The organism is Sutcliffiella horikoshii, from assembly GCF_008180725.1.
Taxonomy (GTDB): domain Bacteria; phylum Bacillota; class Bacilli; order Bacillales; family Bacillaceae_I; genus Sutcliffiella_A; species Sutcliffiella_A horikoshii_B.
Window position 1 is genome coordinate 662,427 of sequence record NZ_VTEV01000001.1, and the last position, 18,320, is coordinate 680,746.

The 18,320-nt window shown below is 38.0% G+C and carries 23 protein-coding genes and 1 pseudogene; 9 read left to right on the plus strand and 15 right to left on the minus strand.

Annotation, left to right across the window (positions count from 1 at the left end; translation table 11 throughout):
- Window positions 1-183: 183 nt before the first annotated feature.
- Window positions 184-1,080: a manganese catalase family protein gene (locus FZC76_RS03270; protein ID WP_148986829.1), complete on the minus strand. Its 897-nt coding sequence runs from the start codon at window positions 1,078-1,080 to the stop codon at window positions 184-186.
- 173 nt (window positions 1,081-1,253) lie between these two features.
- Between FZC76_RS03270 and FZC76_RS03275 the strand changes: the two genes are divergently transcribed.
- From FZC76_RS03275 to FZC76_RS03285, 3 genes are all read left to right on the plus strand, one after another.
- A complete protein-coding gene (locus FZC76_RS03275; RefSeq protein WP_148986830.1) occupies window positions 1,254-1,346 on the plus strand; it encodes a YjcZ family sporulation protein in 93 nt (30 codons plus the stop codon).
- A gap of 178 nt (window positions 1,347-1,524) precedes the next feature.
- Window positions 1,525-1,998, plus strand: coding sequence for a hypothetical protein (locus tag FZC76_RS03280; protein ID WP_148986831.1), 474 nt, complete (start codon window positions 1,525-1,527; stop codon window positions 1,996-1,998).
- A 4-nt stretch (window positions 1,999-2,002) separates the two neighbouring features.
- Entirely contained in the window at window positions 2,003-2,812 is an 810-nt protein-coding gene (locus tag FZC76_RS03285) for an alpha/beta fold hydrolase (protein WP_187441936.1), read from the plus strand.
- A 5-nt stretch (window positions 2,813-2,817) separates the two neighbouring features.
- Here the strand turns inward: FZC76_RS03285 and FZC76_RS03290 are convergent, their stop codons facing one another.
- The gene (locus FZC76_RS03290) at window positions 2,818-3,102 is read right to left on the minus strand and encodes a hypothetical protein (protein WP_148986833.1); all 285 of its coding nucleotides are present in this window, start codon (window positions 3,100-3,102) and stop codon (window positions 2,818-2,820) included.
- A 349-nt stretch (window positions 3,103-3,451) separates the two neighbouring features.
- Between FZC76_RS03290 and FZC76_RS03295 the strand changes: the two genes are divergently transcribed.
- The 3 genes and pseudogenes from FZC76_RS03295 (at window position 3,452) to FZC76_RS03305 (ending at window position 6,071) form a co-directional block, all read left to right on the plus strand.
- Window positions 3,452-3,637, plus strand: a complete 186-nt coding sequence (locus FZC76_RS03295) for an aspartyl-phosphate phosphatase Spo0E family protein (RefSeq protein ID WP_148986834.1) — start codon at window positions 3,452-3,454, stop codon at window positions 3,635-3,637.
- A gap of 396 nt (window positions 3,638-4,033) precedes the next feature.
- Window positions 4,034-5,539 (plus strand): annotated as a pseudogene (argS, locus tag FZC76_RS03300) (arginine--tRNA ligase); the annotation flags it as partial.
- Between the two features lie 76 nt (window positions 5,540-5,615).
- On the plus strand, window positions 5,616-6,071 hold the full coding sequence (locus FZC76_RS03305; protein WP_148986836.1) for a DUF2269 family protein: 456 nt from the start codon (window positions 5,616-5,618) through the stop codon (window positions 6,069-6,071).
- 501 nt (window positions 6,072-6,572) lie between these two features.
- On the opposite strand, the gene FZC76_RS03310 is transcribed toward FZC76_RS03305, so the two are convergent.
- From FZC76_RS03310 to FZC76_RS03320, 3 genes are all read right to left on the minus strand, one after another.
- The gene (locus FZC76_RS03310) at window positions 6,573-6,827 is read right to left on the minus strand and encodes a hypothetical protein (protein ID WP_148986837.1); all 255 of its coding nucleotides are present in this window, start codon (window positions 6,825-6,827) and stop codon (window positions 6,573-6,575) included.
- Window positions 6,828-6,969: 142 nt separating this feature from the next.
- Window positions 6,970-7,935: an ABC transporter permease gene (locus tag FZC76_RS03315; protein WP_148986838.1), complete on the minus strand. Its 966-nt coding sequence runs from the start codon at window positions 7,933-7,935 to the stop codon at window positions 6,970-6,972.
- 2 nt (window positions 7,936-7,937) lie between these two features.
- Window positions 7,938-8,855 (minus strand): ABC transporter ATP-binding protein, encoded by a 918-nt coding sequence (locus tag FZC76_RS03320; RefSeq protein WP_148986839.1) that lies wholly within the window; start codon window positions 8,853-8,855, stop codon window positions 7,938-7,940.
- A gap of 322 nt (window positions 8,856-9,177) precedes the next feature.
- Here FZC76_RS03320 and FZC76_RS22865 point away from each other — a divergent pair, with 322 nt between their 5' ends.
- Window positions 9,178-9,333, plus strand: coding sequence for a hypothetical protein (locus FZC76_RS22865; RefSeq protein WP_187441937.1), 156 nt, complete (start codon window positions 9,178-9,180; stop codon window positions 9,331-9,333).
- Between the two features lie 44 nt (window positions 9,334-9,377).
- Here the strand turns inward: FZC76_RS22865 and FZC76_RS03325 are convergent, their stop codons facing one another.
- The 7 genes from FZC76_RS03325 to FZC76_RS03355 form a co-directional block, all read right to left on the minus strand.
- On the minus strand, window positions 9,378-9,722 hold the full coding sequence (locus FZC76_RS03325) for a TIGR04104 family putative zinc finger protein (RefSeq protein ID WP_148986840.1): 345 nt from the start codon (window positions 9,720-9,722) through the stop codon (window positions 9,378-9,380).
- Between the two features lie 130 nt (window positions 9,723-9,852).
- On the minus strand, window positions 9,853-10,233 hold the full coding sequence (locus tag FZC76_RS03330) for a cytochrome-c oxidase (RefSeq protein ID WP_148986841.1): 381 nt from the start codon (window positions 10,231-10,233) through the stop codon (window positions 9,853-9,855).
- Between the two features lie 91 nt (window positions 10,234-10,324).
- Complete coding sequence (locus FZC76_RS03335) at window positions 10,325-11,281, minus strand: nucleoside hydrolase (RefSeq protein WP_148986990.1); 957 nt, start codon at window positions 11,279-11,281, stop codon at window positions 10,325-10,327.
- Window positions 11,282-11,339: 58 nt separating this feature from the next.
- A complete protein-coding gene (locus tag FZC76_RS03340; protein ID WP_148986842.1) occupies window positions 11,340-12,416 on the minus strand; it encodes a Ger(x)C family spore germination protein in 1,077 nt (358 codons plus the stop codon).
- Entirely contained in the window at window positions 12,403-13,512 is a 1,110-nt protein-coding gene (locus FZC76_RS03345) for a GerAB/ArcD/ProY family transporter (RefSeq protein WP_148986843.1), read from the minus strand. The genes FZC76_RS03340 and FZC76_RS03345 overlap by 14 nt, the downstream gene beginning before the upstream one ends.
- A 17-nt stretch (window positions 13,513-13,529) precedes the next feature.
- Complete coding sequence (locus FZC76_RS03350) at window positions 13,530-15,050, minus strand: spore germination protein (RefSeq protein WP_148986844.1); 1,521 nt, start codon at window positions 15,048-15,050, stop codon at window positions 13,530-13,532.
- 140 nt (window positions 15,051-15,190) lie between these two features.
- Entirely contained in the window at window positions 15,191-15,517 is a 327-nt protein-coding gene (locus FZC76_RS03355; protein WP_148986845.1) for a hypothetical protein, read from the minus strand.
- Between the two features lie 204 nt (window positions 15,518-15,721).
- Here FZC76_RS03355 and FZC76_RS03360 point away from each other — a divergent pair, with 204 nt between their 5' ends.
- Window positions 15,722-16,195, plus strand: a complete 474-nt coding sequence (locus tag FZC76_RS03360; RefSeq protein WP_148986846.1) for a sigma-70 family RNA polymerase sigma factor — start codon at window positions 15,722-15,724, stop codon at window positions 16,193-16,195.
- Between the two features lie 267 nt (window positions 16,196-16,462).
- On the opposite strand, the gene FZC76_RS03365 is transcribed toward FZC76_RS03360, so the two are convergent.
- Window positions 16,463-16,657, minus strand: a complete 195-nt coding sequence (locus FZC76_RS03365; RefSeq protein ID WP_187441940.1) for a hypothetical protein — start codon at window positions 16,655-16,657, stop codon at window positions 16,463-16,465.
- 355 nt (window positions 16,658-17,012) lie between these two features.
- Between FZC76_RS03365 and FZC76_RS03370 the strand changes: the two genes are divergently transcribed.
- Window positions 17,013-17,195: a YkvS family protein gene (locus tag FZC76_RS03370; RefSeq protein ID WP_148986847.1), complete on the plus strand. Its 183-nt coding sequence runs from the start codon at window positions 17,013-17,015 to the stop codon at window positions 17,193-17,195.
- Window positions 17,196-17,244: 49 nt separating this feature from the next.
- Here FZC76_RS03370 and FZC76_RS03375 read toward each other — a convergent pair whose 3' ends face one another.
- Together FZC76_RS03375 and FZC76_RS03380 are read right to left on the minus strand one after the other, a co-directional pair.
- Window positions 17,245-17,559 (minus strand): AbrB/MazE/SpoVT family DNA-binding domain-containing protein, encoded by a 315-nt coding sequence (locus FZC76_RS03375; protein WP_148986848.1) that lies wholly within the window; start codon window positions 17,557-17,559, stop codon window positions 17,245-17,247.
- A 76-nt stretch (window positions 17,560-17,635) separates the two neighbouring features.
- Complete coding sequence (locus FZC76_RS03380) at window positions 17,636-18,310, minus strand: oxidoreductase (protein WP_148986849.1); 675 nt, start codon at window positions 18,308-18,310, stop codon at window positions 17,636-17,638.
- Window positions 18,311-18,320: the final 10 nt, after the last annotated feature.

Genomic DNA, 18,320 nt, shown 5'->3' on the forward strand with positions numbered 1-18,320 from the left:
CCCTCAGGAGTCTTCGCCTTTTGCTCCAATCCCCTGCTAGGAATCATTAAAAACTTTCTGATATCAGTTTTTCAGTGGCCTCGGCAAGCCTGCGGGGTCTTCCCTGTCCCTTTCCTCCCGCAGGAGTCTAAGCTCCTTCCACTGCAATCAACTTGGTTTACGGTTGCACCTAAAAAATAACCTTTATATCCCCGCGGATCTTTGGAGTCTTTTGGCGATTTCCATGAAGTCTTCTTGGGAGATTCCTGGTGCAAATTCTTCAGGGACGCTTTGCAAGTCAGGCATCGGGCCTCCAGGTGGAGATCCTTGGATAACTTCAAGCTTCCCTCCATCTACTGGGTGACTTCCCTTCCAGATCATGGATACATCCTTATAATCACTCGGACTGAAGGTGTATAACTTACGGTGGGCTCCTTCGGCTTCAAATTTCCTCGTCGTTTCAAATGCCTTGTTTTCCAAGCTTGGTATAGGTACAAGCTTGGTAATGTCTACTCCAGTCGCAATCTCGAGGGCTTTTGCATATGCCACAACATGCACCCCTCCCCGAACGAGGAGGTATCCGATCATTTCTCTGGCTACCGGGTTATCTGTCATCTGATATACCCTCATTTTGTGGGTTCTGGCACCACATTCCAGAAAAAAGTTATGCAGTAAATCCAACACTAAATTACCACTGTTGAAAACATTATCACCGGTCCACGCCCTGCCCATGGAATCTCCAGGGAGAGCTGTCTGAGCAGTTGCTATATATTGATAAGTATTACGAAAATCTTTCGTATCTCGTAGCGGCGTTGCATCCGGTGGTGCAGGATATGTAACACCCTCTAGCATCAGGTTAATAGTAGTGGTTACCAGTTCTACATGACCTAGCTCCTCTGCTGTAATACTTGCCACCAGATCAAAAAACGGCTTCAACTTCTTTTTATTGCGAAAGTTAATGGATTGAAACATATAGTTATTGAGTGTGGACATTTCACCAAATTTTCCTCCAAGCAGTTCTTGAACAGCCGCAGCTCCATTTGGATCAGGGTTTTTCGGTTTAGGCAACGGGATCAATAAGCGATTTGTACGAGAGAACATCTTCTTTTACCCTCCTCTAAACAATCAAAAAGGCTCTATTTACTTTTATGATATTTGGGAATTGTCCTATAACCAACAGGAGGCTTTTATCATAGATACGGGACATTCGCCTATACACTTTGGGTGTTTGTAACATAAGGTATGGTATCAACGTCAAAAGGAGAGATGTATAAATGGGCAAGGACGCAGGCTGTGGAGCAGGCTTCACACTTTTCATCATCTTATTTATTCTTCTTATCATCATTGGATCGGCTTACTTATATTAAACCTACACCAAAACGCAGGTTGCAAACTCCCTGCGTTTTTTATATGAGGAAAATAAGTTAAATAAACATAATTCAGATGTGTTAGGTCAAGCTAAAAAGAGAGTAATGGCTGGAGGAATCTATATGCAAGAAAAAAGCTATCAACATATGGACATACATACTTATACAGGGCCCTCATATGAACAAGCCACTTGAACGATTACTATGGAGCATTGCGCTTCCTGGATTTGGCCAATTACTCAACAAGAAATATATTAAAGGATTAACCTTCATTTTTTTAGAATTCTTGATAAATGTACAAGCCAACTTCAATTCTATTATCTTGTATAGCTTTATTGGAGAAATTGACAGGGCTATAACCGATGCGAATTATTTATGGCTTATGTTTTATCCTTGTTTATATTTTTTTGCGATGTGGGACGCTTTTAAAGATGCAGGAGGAGGAAAATCACCTTATATCTTCCTACCTTTCGTCAGTTGTGCTTATTTTGTAACAGTCGGTCTAATGCTATCGGGCAAAATAAAGTTGTTTGGCGTAATTGTTGGCCCTGTCTGGATGCCAATGACTTTTGTAATTCCTGGTGTAGCTGCTGGTTTTCTTGTACGTGCAATATTAATGTTTTTCACTTCAAGGAAAGTTAATGGAGGGTAATGGGATGAGGTATGTGTATACAAGAGATGATGTAAAGATTTTCTACCGTTTAATTGGTACAGGACCTACTACCATTTTATTTGTTCATCCACCTGGAATGGGCCATATTACGTTCAAGCAGCAGCTTCCCTTATCCAAAGATTTTCGTCTCTTATACGTAGACTTACGTGGCAACGGGAACAGCGACAGTGGAAGTGTATCAATCAAATTCCCCCTTCTTGCCAGGGATCTTTATGATGTATGTCAGCAGTTAGATATCGATAAAGTGTTTATATGTGGTTATTCAAATGGAGCTTCCATTGCTATGGAAACTGCAATAAGATATCCGAATCTAGTGGAGGGACTATTGTTAATAGGGGCATTTTCTGAGGTCGACTCGTTATTATTAGGAGGGGAATTCCTTTTAGGTATTACGGCATCAAAGATGAAGATGATGCAGCTCTTAGCAAATGTTATTTCAAATGCACACTCCTACTCCAAAGCGTTCGGAAAGGAAATGTCGGACTATTTTTTGCGAACAGATGCAGACATACTTTATCAGATGTATCTAGAAGGGCTATTCTATAATTGCACTAAGAAACTGCCTTCTATTTCATGCCCCATTCTTCTCATATATGGTCAAAAGGACTACTATGTTCATCATTATCAGTACAAGTTTATGAAACGGCATCGCGATACCAAGGTTATTTATGTCAGTGGTGCCAGACACCAAATTCCAACTAAACACTCCACTATTCTTAATGCAATTACTAAACAATTTATTCAAAACCAAAAGATGGATACCAAAACAAAAGGGAGTCACTCAACTCCCTAATCGAATTATTTGATTGTAAATGGCCTATTACTTTTAACAGGAATAGCAGAGTTTGGCTGCATGCAATTATGAGCGATTTTCATACGGCTTAAAGTGGTCTTTAGTGTATCATTTGCGTCCTTTTCTTTGTCCAATTGAATGTTGGTCATATCTACCATTGCCCGCACAACATTTTCAAAAGCAATACGAAGCTTTTCGTCTTGGAGCGACTTTCCGTCTTTCACTATCATTTTCACCAACTCATTTGCATAGACATTCATTTTTTCCACAGCTTCTACCTTCGTATTCATGACGCACTCCTCCTAAAAGTTTTTTTCTAAGATATGAGAGGTAGCCATAAAGCATGCCTTAATACTTTCCATATGCCTTTCGCCTATACTATTCTATGATATTTGCACAAATCCTTCTTATCGACAAAACAAGCCACACCAACATAAATTTCGACCCTCGCCTTCCCCTTACAATCCAATTCCACTCCCGTCATACCTTCTACAATCTCAACATAAAAGAAATAAAATTAATGTACCTTTTCAAAATTCGAAGTTTTTCATAATAATACCTACTTTTTACACCTAACCTATTTTCTTACAAAGTTTTTTCAACTATAATATAGGAAATTGTGAAGAGGGAGTGATAAAGATGAAACTCGTAGAACTTGCCGTTGAAAAAAAACGAAGCCAAATGATGCAAACTGCGTTTAAAACGGGATTGACTTCAGTAGAAACTGTCAAGCTAAGTCAAGAGCTAGATGAAATGCTAAATGTCTTTATTCCTCCACACTTTGAAGAAAAACATATAAATCATTCTCAAATAAAGAAAAAATAGTTACATTACTAATAAAAATATGTATAATTACATCTAACTTATATAAATTTATCATTGATGATAAAGAGAGTAGTCTTTAGATGGCAATCAAAGCGAATCAGGGACGGTGGAAGCCTGGTGGAAGTCTATCGTACGAAGCGCACTTTTGAAATGGAACGGGCACATCCCCTATAACGGATGATAAGCGGCTTTTCGTATGAATATTAGAAAAGCAATTAGAGTGGTACCGCGGGCATATGACACTAAGCTCGTCTCTTCATTTAGTTGAAGAGGCGGGCTTTTTATATTTATCTTTAAGGAGTTGTTCTAGATGAAATTAACTGACCTTGCAGCACAAGCACTGCATAATGTGATACCTGAAATCCCATTAAGTAAAATAACCGCACTTTTAGAAAAGCTACAAAATTAACTAGCTCTTTTATTGACAATACAGAAGCAGTCGGTCCATATGTAAATATCTTTTTTAAGAAGGATATGATCCAACAAAAAATCGTTCACAAAATTCAACAAGAAAAAGAACAGTACGGCACACTTGATATTGGTAACGATGAAACCATCGTCCTAGATCTGTCCTCTCCAAATATTGCAAAGCCCTTTTCCATGGGGCATTTACGTTCTACAGTGATTGGAAACGCCATCGCCAACATCCTAGAAAAATCAGGGTATGAGACAGTACGAATAAATTATTTAGGAGACTGGGGCACCCAATTCGGTAAATTGATTGCCGCCTATCTAAAATGGGGAGAGGAAGAAAAAATCCGCAATAATCCGATCCCGGAACTGCTAAAACTTTATGTAAAATTTCATGCAGAGGCATCTGTTCGAACAGCTTTAAATGACGAAGGACGCCGTTGGTTCAAGCAGCTTGAAGAAGGAAATGAGCAAGCTGTTTCCCTATGGAAATGGTTTAGAGAAGAGTCCTTGAAGGAATTCCATAAAATTTATCATCTCCTCGGCGTTACGTTTGATTCCTATCAAGGAGAAGCGTTTTATAACGATAAAATGGAACAAGTCGTTCAAATGCTAGAAGAACAAAACTTGTTGAAAGAGTCGGATGGTGCACAAGTAGTGGAACTTGATGAACCAACACTTCCCCCTTGTTTAATAAAAAAGTCGGATGGTGCCACCCTGTATGCAACTCGTGATCTCGCAGCCGCTCTTTATCGTAAAAAGGTCTATCAATTCTCAAAAGCACTATATGTCGTGGGTCAAGAGCAAACCATTCACTTTCAGCAAGTGAAAGAAGTATTGAAAAAAGCTGGTTTTGACTGGGCGGCAGAAATGCATCATATTACATTCGGACTTCTTTTGAAAGACGGGAAGAAAATGTCCACCCGTAAAGGTAAAGTTGTTTTACTAGAAGAGGTGTTGCAGGAAGCCATTCAACTTGCAGAAAGAAATATAGAATCCAAAAACCCGGCTCTTCCTGATAAAAAAGAAGTAGCACGTCAGGTTGGTGTCGGTGCGGTCATTTTCCATGATTTAAAAAACTACCGAGTAAACTCTTTTGAATTTTCCCTAGAAGATATGTTGAAATTTGAAGGGGAAACAGGACCTTATGTTCAATATACTTACGCACGAGCTAACTCCATATTGAAAAAAGGGAATTGGAAAAGCGAAGAAATGCAGAAAGGGTTAGAAGATAGCTACTCTTGGGAAGTGACAAAACTCCTGCAAGAATTCCCAGAAGTTATCGCAAAGGCAAATAAAGGATACGATCCCTCCCTCATTGCCAAGCATATTGTAAATGTGTGCCAGGCATTCAATAGTTGGTATGGCAATATTAAATTCCTGCAGGAGGACGCAGAAACAGGTGCTAGACTTGCTTTGGTATCCGCTACCGCCATTGTAATAAAAGAGTCTTTGCGCTTACTGGGTATTCAGGCACCACAAGAAATGTAACAGATATTGGTATAACGAACATGAATCCATCATCCCCCTCATATATTAAAGTATTAATAGTATTGGGGGGATGCCTATGAAATGGCTGATACTGTTTCATGTGATAGTTGCCGTCGTCGGAATTGGTCCCACATTTTTCGGAATTATACTCCTAAGAAAGCACCAGACCATCTCAGATCTACGACACAATGTCCTATTACAACATAAACTTGACTACTTCCCTAAGATTGGCGGAACACTTGCTGTTATAACAGGTATACTACTTGTTCTCTTTGGTAACTATGGTTCTATTCTCCAAGTTTGGCTTTTAGCTTCCCTTGTCATCTACCTTTGCATCCAAGTCATTGTGATTGGATTTATCTCACCTGCCCTTAATGAACTTCAGCGTTGGTTGCTGCATCCTGAGAACAGAGCCTCTACTCAACTGCCACCCCAACAGGACGCTGCTCTCCACAAAATCAGCAATCTCTACTCGCTTACCTGTATTCTTGGATTTCTCATCTTTATCCTGATGATCATCAAACCAACTTAATCTATAGGTCATCTCCTTTGCAACTGTGTGTTTTGGGCTTTATTAGGCGGAGGTGTTGGCCTATATTGATTAAGCGGACTTCTTTTGCAGGTTGGTGGTGATGCAGGTTTTGAGTTGAATTGTAGTTGGGTAATGGTTGGAGATCCATGTTCAGTTATAAATGTCCGAAGATTTTTAGTTTTTGACCGAAGATTTTGAAAAGTTGTCCGAAAAATTGCAATAGTTGGCCGAAGTTTTACGGAAGTTGACCAAACCTAAAAATCACTTGTCCAAACACCCCTAAAAATTGACCGAACCCTCAAATAATATGACCGAACCTATCGTAATTTCATCTTCTTTTTGTCCAAAGAATGTAGGAAAGTGTCCGAACCATATATTCATGTCTAAAAAGCCCCTAAATAGAGGCTGAATTTAGAAAAGTGGAGTATTTCTCATTCGTTCCTACGATTTTCCCACCGGACCTCTCAAAGACCACTCACAAAAAAAGAGGCACCTATAATTTTAGGCACCTCCCACTCCAGTATCCGCTCTTTTCCTTCTCCGATAGAATGCTTCTCTTCCCATATAACTGTTAAAAAGCAGTTCCATTTTCTCCAGATCTTCCTCTAACACAACCGGGTCCCGTTCATCCCAATACACGTAAGAGACAAAATAATACTTCCGGATGGGAGAAAAGAGCACCTTGGAATGCGGAAACTTATCAAAAAAACCTTGTATCTGCCCTTTTTTCATATACGAAATATTCACCAGTTCCATCAACATCACCTACTTGTTTTAAGGATAGGTCGAAATTACAGGCAAAGGGGCTTATAGTTTTAATACCACGTATATACGTTAAATACACCATTTTAACTGTTAGCTACACTATGTTATCCAGTTCCGTTCCACAAACTAAAAATTAAGCAGCAATATCACGTTTCACAAATGTCCAGAAACTAACTACATGTAACAACACAAAGTAGATTAAAAACATGACAGTAGAAAAGCCAAAACTAACTCCTGTGACAATTTGCACGCCTTCAAGCAATGCTTCAAAGTGAATGTTGGCAAAAGGAGAATACTTGGCCCATTCAAACTTCATGGCAATAAGCGATGTAATCTGGGTTCCTGTAAATAAAAGAAATAATGAAATCCCGATTGCAAGCGAGTTATTTCGGAAAACACTCGATATCATGAAGGCAATGGTAGCAAACATGATTACTCCCAAGCTACTCAACGCCAGTTTCAATAGTAAGTATAAGAATGGATGAACCTCAAGCACTTCTCCACCAGCATACAATAGGGATGGAGTATTATCAAAACCAAAGGCAATAGCACCCGTTACAAAAGAACTCATAAAAAGAATGGAGTAAAAAATAATCGTAAACACAAGTACGCTAATGTATTTTGCCAACAATATCTTACTTCTGCTTATCGGTCTGATCATTAAGAGCTTAATGGTCCCCCAAGTAAACTCACTAGCTATCATACCAGCAGCGATGATGACAACGAATAAGGTGACTAGACTTGTTAATCCAAGATTTTCATCCATATAAGTCCAAACTGTATTTCCAGTTGCTGGTTCCATCTCATTTTCCAATCGGTGCTCATTAATTGCCAACTGTCGCTCAAGAGGGCCTCTATCCCCTTCTTCTGACTCTATAATCGTCATTTCCAGGTACTGATTTTCCTGCTCCAATGATTCCTGCCAGCTAAGTTCTTGGCCATTAGCACCACCTTCATTTCTTGCATCGTCAAGCATCGACCCCATCATGATGGTAAAAATGACTCCAACGGCTGATAATATCACCAATATCGCACTCATCACATAAAAGCTTGGCCTTCTAAACCATTTAATTAGTTCATTTTGAATTAAATTTTTCATTGTTAGACACCTCGCTCTTGTGACGTTTTTTCTAAGAACTTATCTTCGAGAGTTTTCGTTACTTCTTTCACTTCAAAAACAGCAATCTCTCTATCTACTAAACTTTTGATAAACATTGGAACAGCTGTACGGTCCATCTCCGCTTGCAGTTTGCCCTCTGCAAGATTATGCGGCATTTCCATTTCACGCATTAATGACATCGCCTCTTCCACCGGCTCACATTCCAGCTGATACAATGTTTTACCGCCGTCGTTGATGAAGTCCCTGATACTTTGAATATCAATTAACTCACCCTTTTGGATAATGCCGACCCTATCACACATCAATTCCATTTCAGATAAAAGATGGCTTGAAACAACAATCGCCATTCCTTCTTCTCTAGCAAGACTCCTTAAGTAATCTCGTATTTCCCTGATACCTGCAGGATCCAGTCCATTTGTCGGCTCGTCAAGTATTAACACTTTTGGTTTATGTAATAGTGCCTGCGCTATTCCCAAACGCTGCCTCATCCCCAAAGAATATGTCTTCACTTTTTCCTTAATCCGACCGGTCAGTCCAACCAATTCTATTACTTCATCCAGTCGTTCCGGAGTTATCCCGGGCATCATCCTGGCATATTGTTTCAAGTTCTGATATCCCGTGAGAAACTTATACATTTCCGGGTTTTCGACGATAGCGCCAACTTGGCGGACAGCCTGCTCATAATCAGTCTTGATACTTGCTCCGTCGATATGAATATCACCTGAAGTAATACTCATCAATCCTACCATCATTCGAATGGTTGTCGTTTTTCCCGCACCGTTTGGTCCAAGAAAACCGAATACTTCTCCTTTATACACCTCGAATGAAACATCCTTGATGATCTCCTTGCTTCCGATGTCCTTGCAAACATTTGTCAGCTTTACTGCTGCATCATTCATGAACATAGCTCCTTTTAAACTTCTGTTTTTTCCAAATCAATGCTCTAACTAGTACTACGTTTTTATGTGCTAAAAAGTTTCTACCTTTTAAAATTTCGCTACATAAAAAAATTTTACAAGAATTAGATTCCCGAAATTCATGCTAAACATTCTAATCATTATACCGATAAAATAAATACCTCTTTTATATAAGTGTGGTAAAATGACACTGGTGTACATAAATTTAGTTTTTTTTACAAAATTCTACTTAATTACTTATTATTTGTTAGAATATTTTGTATAATATACTTACAAATTTCTTCATGTGTGTAGGAGTGAAGTGATGGATACGAGAGCTAGAAGAATTGTACGTAATAATAAGAAAAGCCAATTCCATTATTTAATTGTGTTAAAGGATTTTATCGGTTCTTTTATACTTCATGCTGTCTCACTGGTCATTGTGGCTGCTTTCCTGATTTGGGTATTGGATCAGGTGTAAAAACAAAATAAAAAACGAGAAGGAATCAAAATCCTTCTCGTTTTTTATTTGGCTTTTTTCTCATCCTTTTCCTCCATTGGCTGTTGTAGAGATTTTCTATATCGCACTTTGGTTGCTGCATAAAACACACCTGCTGATCCAAAAACCAAAACAATTAGCACTTGACTCCACCTTGTATGCAAGACTCCCATCATCGCACTTAACATATAGGCAATGAGAATTGGGATTAGGACTGTATAAAGAGATAGAATGAAACGGAATTTTTCATCTACTTCATATACGGTACCACAACTCTCACATTTAATAGGTCGATAGCCAAAAAACACTGAGGTTAACTTGGTTTTATATTTTATTACTTCTTGACAGTTAGGACACTGGTGAAATGACATTTAATCGATCCCTTCTTAATAAATACTCTTATATTTCATAATATCAAAAGCATCTTTAAAGGAATAGTTGCAAAATACAAAAAAAGATCCAGCACACAAATAAATTAGTGCACTGGATTATCGCAATATATCATTTACCATTTAAAGGCTGCTTCACATTTTTTAATATATTAATCACAAATAATAACACACCTAGAGTTGTTAAATTTGCTCCGACAACCGTCAAAATTAATAACGATTCATTACCATGTACCACAAAAGCTAAACCAACCATCATTAAAGGCAAGCCTATATTGTGTAACCAAAAATGCCATGTAGCAAGCCTTGTTTTTCCCGCTGCAGGAAATAAAATATAAATGATACCAGCAAGTGTCAAAGCGGTCCAACCAAGAAGGTTAATATGAACGTGTACAGGTGTCAAATTGTATGCATGTGCCGTTGACATATAATAACCAATCCCCACACCTATCAAAAAATAATTAACAGAAATCTTAATCAATCTAACTCCCATCGCCATCCCTCCAATTCTATACGTTCACTCATTACTATCGTACGTACAGTTATGAGACTATAGAACTGGCAAATTCCAAATATTACAATTATTAATGGTTGTTTGAAATAGGAGAAGACATGGTTTTTACAAAGTTTTCAGCAAAAGTATCTGTATTCACTTCTAATGCTATAGTCAATTTATTTCCTTTTTCATCTGGTTTTGGACGAAAGTCTGCTATACTAACCCCTCTAAGGTTTCCTTCATCTAACCCCACTGTCACAACTTTCTCAACATATTTGAAAGCTTGAGGCGTTGTTACAGCAAACAATGTCATGACATCATGCAAAGGGCTTCCTTCTATACCCGGTATTAGTTTTTGGTAAGCTTTAAAATAATAATCAAATATCTCTTTGATAAGATTTTGATATGGGTTGTTATCTTCCTTAACTATTTCTTCTATCATCGTTGGGGTAATGATGGCTTCTTTCGTGACATTCAATGGATAGAGGACACTATTTTTCGCTTTTTCCATTACAATACCTGCTGCAATTGGATCGCCATAGAAATTTGCTTCCGCTCCTGCGGTGACATTTCCTGGTGTGAGGAAGGCGCCTCCCATTATATAAAATCCTTTTACAGAATTCATCGTTTCTGCACCAGCTAGGTTAAAGGAGATGGCAAGGGAAGTTGATCTTCCAACATCTACAATGATCAATTCATCTCCATACTCCTCAATCAATTTAAAGACTGCATCAAAATTCAGTAACTCTCCTTTGATCGTGGCCGGCGGTTTAATAGGTCCTAATCCCTCTTCTCCATGTATCTCTGGATAATAAGGTGTAAACTCACCAGACAGAGGTGTCTTTGCTCCACCAATTAATACTATATCCTCCTTTCCTCCGAGTTCCAGAAGATATGCCACATTTTGCGTGGCTTGTTCTTGATTGACGTTGCCATAGCTTGTCACAATACCAACCAATTCTATTTCCGGGTTAAGTAATGCATAAATGATGGCTAGGGAATCATCAATACCTGGATCACAATACAAAAGAATTTTTTGAGGCATCATTCTCCCCCTTTATTGGGTGTTATCCCATTATATTCATCTCGATTGTGAAACTGACCTATTCAGTAATCCCAGTGCTGATAAGTCTTACTTTTGCCTCCACCTGTACTGTTAATGTTGGATATGTCGCATCTTTCCATTTTTTATAGTCAAATCCTCTTTTTCGAGACTTGGCTTGATATCCCAAGCCAATCGGGTCTACGCCTTTTTCCTGAAATTCCTTTATCATTGACTCTGATTCTTTAATGATTTTCTCTTCAAACACCTTTTGAAACTCCTTTAACTCCTTAGGAGTCACTTTATTTCCTGTAAATTCTCTCACTGCTCCATCCACACTTACAATCACCCTAATTGATGGGATATCGTCTTTCCATTTCACCCTGAACTTTCTGTCTGTCTTTATACTTCTAATTGAAACAAATTCTTCCTTATCTTTTACTTTCAATGAAACGGTACCATCCGCATGCTTGTCAACGAGTGTTTTGAAATAAAACAATTTCTCATTAGGAATTGTCATTTCAAATTTATCTTCTTTCATTACTGCCGCGCCAACAATCTCTGCACTTTTCTCTGTCTTCTTCAAAATTGGTAAGTTTGGATCTTTCCCTTTTTGGTAATAATCAGACAAAAATATATGCAAGTTTGTCTTTGGCACATCTCTTCGGTTAATATTATGTTTTAAAAGATTATATAAGTGATCTCCTGTGCCTCTTGTGCCAAGATTTTGCTGTAGGAGGTCTTTTGTGTCCCCTTCAACAATCGCCAAATATAATCCTGTACCAATGCTTGCATCTCGCTGTAAACCATCAACAACTTGAATGACACCTTTTTCCGCCAATGCTTTGTTGAATAAAACCAACTCTAAGCTTCCGTTAACAATTGGTGCAGACGATTCTTTCTGTGCATTCCTTAATATATCTTTATTTAATAACGAGATTGCAGTAAATATTTCATTTTCTATAGATTGATCTGCTTTATAAACAGGGACAACGAAAGTACCCTCCACTTCATTTTCTCCAATTAAATCAAAGCCTTCTACTTGTTCAATATTGATATCATCGACAATTTCCTTTTCCAGACATCCTGTGAGAAGCAGACAGATTGTAATAACCCAAATGATATTATGACGGCGCATCTTCTTTTTTCCCCTTTCTCCAATGTACAAGGGTAATGATCAGGAATAATAAAGGAATATAGATATAAGCCATATAAAATCCGACTTGTCCAAGGTAAGAGTTCAAATCATTGATTAATTTCCTGTCTTCAAATTGATTCATGAGAATAAAAACCACAATTGTAATGATTATTAATGAGGTTCTGTGCTTTAGCTTGGTCATTCTTTTCGCAAGCCTACTAGCACACCATAAAAACAGGCATACATTTGGGAGGATAATTAGACACCAGTTAGCAATTCCGATGTATTCTACACGCTCAACGAATGGAAGCTCAATGATTTTCCAAATGGAAAGTGTTGCCCAAATATTCTTCTGTAGCTTATCTTCACTAAAGTAGGCAAACGTAATCAGGGCAAATATCAGGTAAATGAAGGAGGTGACAAACACACCTAGATGAGCCCATTTTTTTGATTGCTGAGGTTTGCTAATGAATGGATAAAATATTAATAATGTCTCAAAACCAAGCATACTTAAAGTCATATCCTTACCGGAGAGGAATATATCCTTGAAAGAGTGATCAAAAATCGGTAACAGGTTTCGAAAATTTGCATATTCCAATGGAAGCACAATGGTTAAAATTAAATATGCGGGTAGCATGACACCCAAAAATGCTACTCCTGTAATAACCCTGAAGCCACCAGTAATAATATAAAAAACAAGTATTAAAAATAACAACGAGAAAAACCATGTACTTAAATCAGGAAACAGCCAAACTTGAATTACCTCTATATATGTTCTTAGTACTGTAACAACGGTCATGATGAAATAAACAACAAAAAGTAGATTTAAAAAATTACCTATCCATTTTCCAAAAGCAATCCGGTGTGCACTCGCCAAATCGCCGTCACTTTTTTCACATATTTTATAAATCATATAAATGATGATATGAGTAAAGAAACCAAAAAGAATAATTCCTATCCACGCATCATAGCCGGCAGACATTGCAATGATTCGCTGATAGCCAAGTGCCCCAACTCCGAACTGCGTGCTATGAATTAAATAAAACACTAAAAATGGTGATACTTGAAAATTCTTAGAAACTTTTTGCAATGTCATACCTCCCTTCTATATCATCATTCATCAATATCTTTTTTGGGCTTGGTCTGTGTCTTGGTCGTTCTTTGCGGTTTATTGGTCCTCAATTGACCAGGTCTTTCTGTTTGCATGGAGAAAGGCAGTCTTAGCAAAGCATCCTTCATGTCTTTAACTCTAGGTGGATAAATAGGTTCCAAATAAGGCCTACCCAGGGAAGTCAATCTCAGCAGATGGGCCGCCAATATACAGAAACAAAAAACAATGCCAAGCAATCCCCATAATTCAGCAAATAATAGGAATGGGAACCTCAGGAGTCGGATGGTATTGCCCATTTTATAAACTGGGGTCGTAAAAGATGCCAGCGCAGCAAGTGCTACGATAATTAACAGGACGTTACTCGTCAAACCAGCTTCAACAGACGCAGTCCCAATTACAATTCCACCCACGATACCAATTGTCTGACCTACCTTTGTAGGAAGTCTTGCTCCAGCTTCCCGCAGTAATTCAATGGTCAGTTCAAGAAAAATCGCTTCTAGGATAGGTGGCAAAGGAACCTCACGTCTTGAAGAAATCAATGTGCTAAGTAGATCTTTTGGGATCAATTCATAGTGATAACTTAATACTGCTACATAGACAGGGGTTACCAAGATGGAAAAAGCAACACCAAACAGTCTTATTAGACGAAAAAATGAAGAAAGCCAATAACTTAAATAATAATCTTCAAAGGAAGAGAAGAATTCAACCAGAGTAGTCGGGCCAATGAGTCCATGGGGAGACCCGTCCACCATGATTACTACTTTTCCTTCAGTCAATGCTGACACAATACGGTCTGGCCTCTCTGTGTCTAGAAGGAGCGGAAAGATCGTGTTACCATTATCCGATATTAATTGTGTGATATAAGAACTGTCATTGATATGATCGAATTCTACGTCTTCAAGTCGTTGCGTGACAGTCTGCACATTTTCCTTATTTACAATTCCATCCAAATACATGACAGATACTCGTGTCCTTGAGATTGTACCTAACATTTTTTGCTCTACTGTTAACATCGGAGTACTTAAACGTCTTCTTATAAGGTTTATATTAGAATCAATATTTTCCACAAAGGATTCTTTTGGTCCAATAACGCTGAACTCTACTTCTGGAAGAGAAACAGCACGTGTCTGTACAAATTCAGACCGCACTAACAACCCTTTTTTGTCCTTCTCCCCAATCTGTACAAAAATAAATCCTGATAACAGTTTTTCTCTTACTTCCTTCGGGTCGGAGCTAATGGTCACTACTTCGATCGGTAAAATATTTTTTAAATCTTGCAAATTGCTCCACGGCCTAGTGGAAATGCTATGTAATATGTCACGATGCAGGAAATCAGTATCTACTAATGTATAGTAATAGTTAACCCACACTTTCCTACTTCCGTCATTGGTCTGATTTGTAAATCTCAAAAAATCTACAGACTTTTCCATTTGTAATAATAATTGTGTTACAGACATGTCTTCTACCTTGCTAGATGTTTGATCGCTTCTAGGTGAAAACAGTTTTTTAAGTAGGTTTTTCATTGAACTCCCCCCTCTCTTTGGGTATTGGTCGTCACAATTCTTCTCTTATTTTTCCTATAAAGTTATGTAATATACCAACTGTTAAATGGGCAAATAATCAGGCAAAAAAAAAGAGCCCTATTTGGACTCTGAAGTGCTGACTATTTTTGTGGACGTCTAATAATCTCAACCACATCAAAAATACGAATATGATAAATGTTCTTATCCACATCTTTGATTGTAAGTTTGTTCGCTTTATACCGGAAAGATTGTATACGACCAGTAATTTGGATGACATCTCCTTCGAACCAGATCGACATCTTGAAAACTTCCTTTGCCATATACATATGACGTAATAACTTCTTTATATATTGAATATCCGGAATATTTTCTGGGTACAACAGAAATCCTTGTACTGTCCGGTCAGCGTCATTTTTCCATAAATACATGGATTGATTCGCTAGTTTATCTTCTTTTTTATGTTCCATGGCAATTACCCCTTTTCTTACAATATCGTGGATACGCTCTTACAGGTAACCTCCATACATAACATAACATATAACTGTACAAGCCATATGCCATAGCTACTACACAGTTTATTCCTGATATCCTGACATGTCAACCAAATAACCGTGCACTATAGTGGATGTACCGGGAATAAAGAAAAGCTAGCTTTTCGTTAGGATCTCCTAATGAAACCACCTTTTGAAAGTGTATTAGATGAGTACACTCCTATGATACACCATATTATTAATACTTTGAATATTTACAAGGATAAAGATCGATACGTTCATGAAGCAACAATTGCTTTGTGGGAAGCTTTTTGTTCAAAAGACTGCTCAAAGGGGTCATTTACTTCTTATGCTTATTCATCCATGAGGGGAAAATTGCTTAATCATTTAAAAAAAGAAGTGCGGTGGGAAAATACACACATGTTTGTAGATGAGATGCCGGAAACTTCAACTGATTTTTTTAATCCATCAGTGGGTAATTTGGAGGAATACACTTGCTATTTAACGGAAAAGCAGAAGAAGTGGGTCGTTGAATGCATTATTAAAGGGAAGAAGTTGGAGGAAGTTGCTGTACAGGAAGGGGTTACGGTAAGTGCGGTTAAGTCTTGGCGGGCAGAGGCGCTGAAGAAGCTTCGGATGGAAATTTCAAAGTAACAATAAGAAACTCATTAAGGGGGCCACTGAAAAACTCTTTGAATTTAGATGTTGTTTAGACACCGCTGTTGATTTCCGCAAATGGCTTCGCTTTCCTAGGGGCGCTGCTGGAGCCTCCTCGGCTTCGCCTGTGGGGTCTCCACCTAGCGCTATCTCCCTAAGGAGTCTTCGCCTTTTGCTCCAATCACCAGCTAGGAATCATTAAAAACTTTACGTTATCAATTTCTCAGTGGCCCAATAAAAAGCTGGCTCCGATCCGCTTCTTTTTTAGCTTCTTGCTTCTTGCATATATTGATAGACTACCTCACCATTGTGCTTGGCAATGCCTCTATAGTGTTTAAAGTCTTCACGGGCAACCAGCACTTTACGAAAAATCATGAAATCCTCTTTTTGAATTCTAAATTCATGAAGCTCTCCATTTTTTAGCTTGTCCAATATTTCTGTTGCTAAATTATCGTTCACAATCATCACTCCATCTTTCCAACATACTACTATATATTTTATCACTGTTGATCTGATATGAAAATAATCAGTAAAAAAACCCCTTCTAAAGAAGGGATTCCATGGGGGATAAGGAATAAAATGAATGGGGCAATTAGGTAGCCCTATTATTATATATGCTATTCATCAATTAACGGTCACCAAGTAAAACTAATTAAATTAAAAGAAAATTTAGAAAAAATAGCATGAAACTATTTACGTTTCTGCAAAAATAATGCAAACTGTATGTAATACTTTTAAATCCACTATTTCACAAAAATAAAAAGCCAGACAGAGTAAGTTGTTGTCGGTGAACACTATTTAGGGGGAGATATCGTTGAAAAAAGCAGAAGTGGGAAACATCATAGAATTTCGTGAAGGTCTTCAAGGAGTGGTAGAGAAAGTAAATGAAAACTCCGTCATAGTCGACCTAACCTATATGAACAATTATCGTGATTTAGAATTGGAACAACGAACCGTGGTTAATCATAAAAACTATAAAATTGTAAAATCCGTATAGAATAAAGCCAAAAAAGACTTCCCAAAATACAAGGGGAAGTCTTTTTACGCTAGCCAGTTTCCTCTTCTAAAATTTCCAACACGACGGCTGATCTTTCTTTATCAAGGCGAACAGAAAAATGTGTTTCTTCATTAATATTTAAGTTGCGCCTAATCTCAATAGGAATGTTAACCTTTCCGTTATTGGAAACAATGGATTCATTAAAAATGTGCTCTTCATTAATCGGTTTCATGAGTAACCCTAAAGGTTGCTCCATAATCATCAATACATCGCCATCGGAAATATCAAGTTGTTCTCTTATTGACTTGGGAATGGTTAAATGGCCAGATTTACGAATTCTCCTTAGCTCTTTCGTTTGGCTCATAATGGACACTCCTATTTTTTATTTCTTATTCCCTGCTATGCTGAAATGAAAACGAACTTTGCCAACTAAGATATAATTAGGGGCAAAGGTCACCTATTTTTGCAATAAGATCTGATTCCACAAAATGAACACCGTTTCTGCCATCTTTTAAAAACCTTAACATTGCCTTTGCAACTGTTTGTCCATGAACAGAACGATATTTTTTCCACTTCCCACGCAATACAGGCTGAATGACAGTTCCTAAAACTTCCCCGATTCTTTCCCCTAGTCTAAACTCGTCTCGATCGCCGAGAAGTAAGGAAGGCCTAAAGAAATAGGTAGACGAAATCCCAATGGATGAAACGGCTTTTTCCATCTCACCTTTTACCTGATTGTAGAAAAATCTAGAATGTTCATCGGCTCCAATAGCTGATACTACAGCAATTCTGGTTACCCCATTTTCTTTAGCAAGACGGGCTGCTTCTACTACATAATCAAAGTCCACTTTTCGAAAGTTTTCTTGTGTGCCTGCTTTTTTCTTAGTTGTTCCTAAACAAACGAAAAGATCATCGACCTTAAAAAGTTCCTTATAGTCAGGCATTTTATCAAAGTCGATTATCACCTCATTTAACTTAGAATGAGTCTCAGTCGTTTGATTTCTTACGAACGTGGTAAGGTTCCCGTAATCAGAATTTTGCAAAATCTCTTTCTGTACATATGTTCCTATCAAACCGGTTGCACCAATTAAAAGAGCGCTTCTATTGGAGTTCATATATGGTTCT

Coding starts and splice junctions, on each gene's coding strand:
- FZC76_RS03270 (WP_148986829.1), bottom strand. CDS start 1,080: ATGTTCTCTCGTACAAATCGCTTATTGATCCCGTTGCCTAAACCGAAA.
- FZC76_RS03275 (WP_148986830.1), top strand. CDS start 1,254: ATGGGCAAGGACGCAGGCTGTGGAGCAGGCTTCACACTTTTCATCATC.
- FZC76_RS03280 (WP_148986831.1), top strand. CDS start 1,525: ATGAACAAGCCACTTGAACGATTACTATGGAGCATTGCGCTTCCTGGA.
- FZC76_RS03285 (WP_187441936.1), top strand. CDS start 2,003: ATGAGGTATGTGTATACAAGAGATGATGTAAAGATTTTCTACCGTTTA.
- FZC76_RS03290 (WP_148986833.1), bottom strand. CDS start 3,102: ATGAATACGAAGGTAGAAGCTGTGGAAAAAATGAATGTCTATGCAAAT.
- FZC76_RS03295 (WP_148986834.1), top strand. CDS start 3,452: ATGAAACTCGTAGAACTTGCCGTTGAAAAAAAACGAAGCCAAATGATG.
- FZC76_RS03305 (WP_148986836.1), top strand. CDS start 5,616: ATGAAATGGCTGATACTGTTTCATGTGATAGTTGCCGTCGTCGGAATT.
- FZC76_RS03310 (WP_148986837.1), bottom strand. CDS start 6,827: ATGGAACTGGTGAATATTTCGTATATGAAAAAAGGGCAGATACAAGGT.
- FZC76_RS03315 (WP_148986838.1), bottom strand. CDS start 7,935: ATGAAAAATTTAATTCAAAATGAACTAATTAAATGGTTTAGAAGGCCA.
- FZC76_RS03320 (WP_148986839.1), bottom strand. CDS start 8,855: ATGAATGATGCAGCAGTAAAGCTGACAAATGTTTGCAAGGACATCGGA.
- FZC76_RS22865 (WP_187441937.1), top strand. CDS start 9,178: ATGGATACGAGAGCTAGAAGAATTGTACGTAATAATAAGAAAAGCCAA.
- FZC76_RS03325 (WP_148986840.1), bottom strand. CDS start 9,722: ATGTCATTTCACCAGTGTCCTAACTGTCAAGAAGTAATAAAATATAAA.
- FZC76_RS03330 (WP_148986841.1), bottom strand. CDS start 10,233: ATGGGAGTTAGATTGATTAAGATTTCTGTTAATTATTTTTTGATAGGT.
- FZC76_RS03335 (WP_148986990.1), bottom strand. CDS start 11,281: ATGCCTCAAAAAATTCTTTTGTATTGTGATCCAGGTATTGATGATTCC.
- FZC76_RS03340 (WP_148986842.1), bottom strand. CDS start 12,416: ATGCGCCGTCATAATATCATTTGGGTTATTACAATCTGTCTGCTTCTC.
- FZC76_RS03345 (WP_148986843.1), bottom strand. CDS start 13,512: ATGACATTGCAAAAAGTTTCTAAGAATTTTCAAGTATCACCATTTTTA.
- FZC76_RS03350 (WP_148986844.1), bottom strand. CDS start 15,050: ATGAAAAACCTACTTAAAAAACTGTTTTCACCTAGAAGCGATCAAACA.
- FZC76_RS03355 (WP_148986845.1), bottom strand. CDS start 15,517: ATGGAACATAAAAAAGAAGATAAACTAGCGAATCAATCCATGTATTTA.
- FZC76_RS03360 (WP_148986846.1), top strand. CDS start 15,722: ATGAAACCACCTTTTGAAAGTGTATTAGATGAGTACACTCCTATGATA.
- FZC76_RS03375 (WP_148986848.1), bottom strand. CDS start 17,559: ATGAGCCAAACGAAAGAGCTAAGGAGAATTCGTAAATCTGGCCATTTA.
- FZC76_RS03380 (WP_148986849.1), bottom strand. CDS start 18,310: ATGAACTCCAATAGAAGCGCTCTTTTAATTGGTGCAACCGGTTTGATA.